Here is a 2,045-nt window from a genome sequence, read left to right as displayed (position 1 = left end):
GGGTGAGGGCGGCGAAGCGCTCGCGCGAGATCGAGCGCGCCGCGATCGGCGCCGGCAGCCAGGCCGGCAGCCCGAGCGCGAGCTGTGCCGCGAGGAACAGCAACGGCACGCCGAGGACGCCGGACGTGCCGGGCGGCACCGGCAGCAGGTTGGGCAGCGCGAAGAAGAGGATCAGCGTGGCCAGCGCCTGGTCCTGCATCGCGAGCAGCAGGTCGCCGATGCGGATGCGCTCGCGCTGCGGGTCGCTCGACAGCGCGAGCAGCACGCGCGACAGCGCATCGGGCGGGGGCGGCGGTTCGGTGCTGCGGGCGGCAAGGAGTGGCATCGCGGGGCTCCGGTGGCGCGTGGCGGGCTTGGATCACGCCGCAGCAGCGTAGCGGGCGGCGCTGCCGCGGCCTTGCGCGGGATCAATCCGCGGCGCGCCGGGCGGCCGAAGAATCGCCCGACCATTCCACCACCGGAGAACGCTCATGAGCACGCTCGGCAAACTGGTCCTCGGCGCGATGGGCGCCCTGCGCGCCCGCCCTGCGCTGGGCGACGGGCCGCGCACGCTGGCCCTGCCGCCCGCATCGCCGGGCAACGACATCACGCTGCAACGGGCGCTGTCGCAGCGGCGCTCCAGCCGGGTGTTCGACCCGCGCGCGCTGCCGCTGTCGCTGCTGTCGAACCTGCTGTGGGCGGCCGACGGCATCAACCGCGACGACGGGCGGCGCACCGCGCCGTCGGCCCTCGACGAGCGCGAGATCGACCTGATCGTCACGCTGCCCGAGGGCGCCTACCGCTACGACGCCGCGGCGCACGCGCTGCAGCTGGTGAGCGCCGAGGACATCCGCCGCGTGACCGGCTACCAGGACTTCGTGGATGCCGCGCCGCTGAACATCGTCTACGTGCTCGACCATGCGCGCATGTCGCGCGTGCCGGCGTCGCAGCGCACGCTGTTCGCGGCGGTGTCGGCCGGCGCGATCGCGCAGAACGTCTACCTGTACGCGGCCGGTGCCGGGCTCGCGACGGTGCTGCGCGGCTGGCTCGACCGCGAGGCGCTCGCCAACGCGCTCGGCCTGCAGCCCGACCAGGAGGTGCTGATGGCGCAGACCGTGGGTTTCCATGCGCCTTGACGTCGCGGCCCTGCGCCGTGGGCTGGCCCGGCGCACCGGCGCCGAGGTGGATCTGATCGAGACCCACCTGTCGTGGGTGCTGCTGGCCGGCGAGTTCGCCTACAAGCTGAAGAAGCCGCTCGCGCTGCCCTTCGTCGACGCGACGCAGCCCGCGCAGCGCCTGCACCTGTGCGAGGAGGAACTGCGGCTGAACCGGCGCCTCGCGCCGCACCTGTACCTGGACGTGTGCCGCATCACCGGCGGACCGCAGGGGCCGTGCATCGACGGCGACGGCCCGCTGATCGACCACGCGGTGCGGATGCGGCGCTTCGCGGCCGGCAGCCTGTTCAGCGAGCGGGCGGCGGCCGGCACGCTGGGGCCGCAGGACATCGACCGCCTGGCCGCGCGGCTCGGGGCCTTCCATGCCGGCGCCACGCGGGCCGATGCCGCGACCGCTGCCGCCGCGGCCGCGTGGCGCGGGCCGGTGGCGCTGACCTGCTGCGACGCGGTGGCAGCGGCGTTGCCCGGGCGCGACGCGGCGATGGACGCGCTGCGCGGCTGGCTGGCCGAGGAGGCCGGGCGCCTCGCGCCGGCGTGGCAGGCGCGCGCGGCCGCGGGCTGGGTGCGCGAATGCCACGGCGACCTGCACCTGGCCAACCTGCTGGTCGAGCCGGACGGCGTGACGGCGTTCGACGGCATCGAGTTCGACCCGGCGCTGCGCTGGATCGACATCGTCGACGACGCGGCGTTCGCCGCGATGGACCTGCGGGCGCACCGCCTGCCGGCGCTCGCGACCCGCTTCGCCAACGCATGGATCGACGCGACCGGCGACTTCGACGGCATCCCGCTGTGGCGCTTCGCGCTGGTCGCGCGGGCCCTGGTGCGCGCGCAGGTCGACGGCATCCGGCGCGCGCAGGGCGGGCCGGCCGGGTGGCCGGGCGCGCAGGCGTA

Annotated in this window: 2 protein-coding genes and 1 pseudogene; 2 read left to right on the top strand and 1 reads right to left on the bottom strand. The window is 75.7% G+C overall.

The window, feature by feature from the left end; all coding sequences use genetic code 11:
- Positions 1–325 (bottom strand): exopolysaccharide biosynthesis protein (locus tag AC1D1T_RS32155; RefSeq protein ID WP_477993410.1); only part of this gene is annotated, 325 nt, incomplete at its 3' end.
- A 145-nt stretch (positions 326–470) separates the two neighbouring features.
- On the opposite strand from AC1D1T_RS32155, the gene AC1D1T_RS32150 reads away from it, so the two are divergent.
- Positions 471–1,115, top strand: a complete 645-nt coding sequence (locus tag AC1D1T_RS32150; RefSeq protein WP_477827775.1) for a SagB/ThcOx family dehydrogenase — start codon at positions 471–473, stop codon at positions 1,113–1,115.
- Positions 1,105–2,045, top strand: a pseudogene (locus AC1D1T_RS32145) (bifunctional aminoglycoside phosphotransferase/ATP-binding protein); the annotation flags it as partial. The gene AC1D1T_RS32150 and the pseudogene AC1D1T_RS32145, both read left to right, overlap by 11 nt.

This window comes from Rhizobacter sp. P2_H3 (genome assembly GCF_056403355.1).
This window is presented reverse-complemented; position numbering and strand designations above follow the sequence as displayed.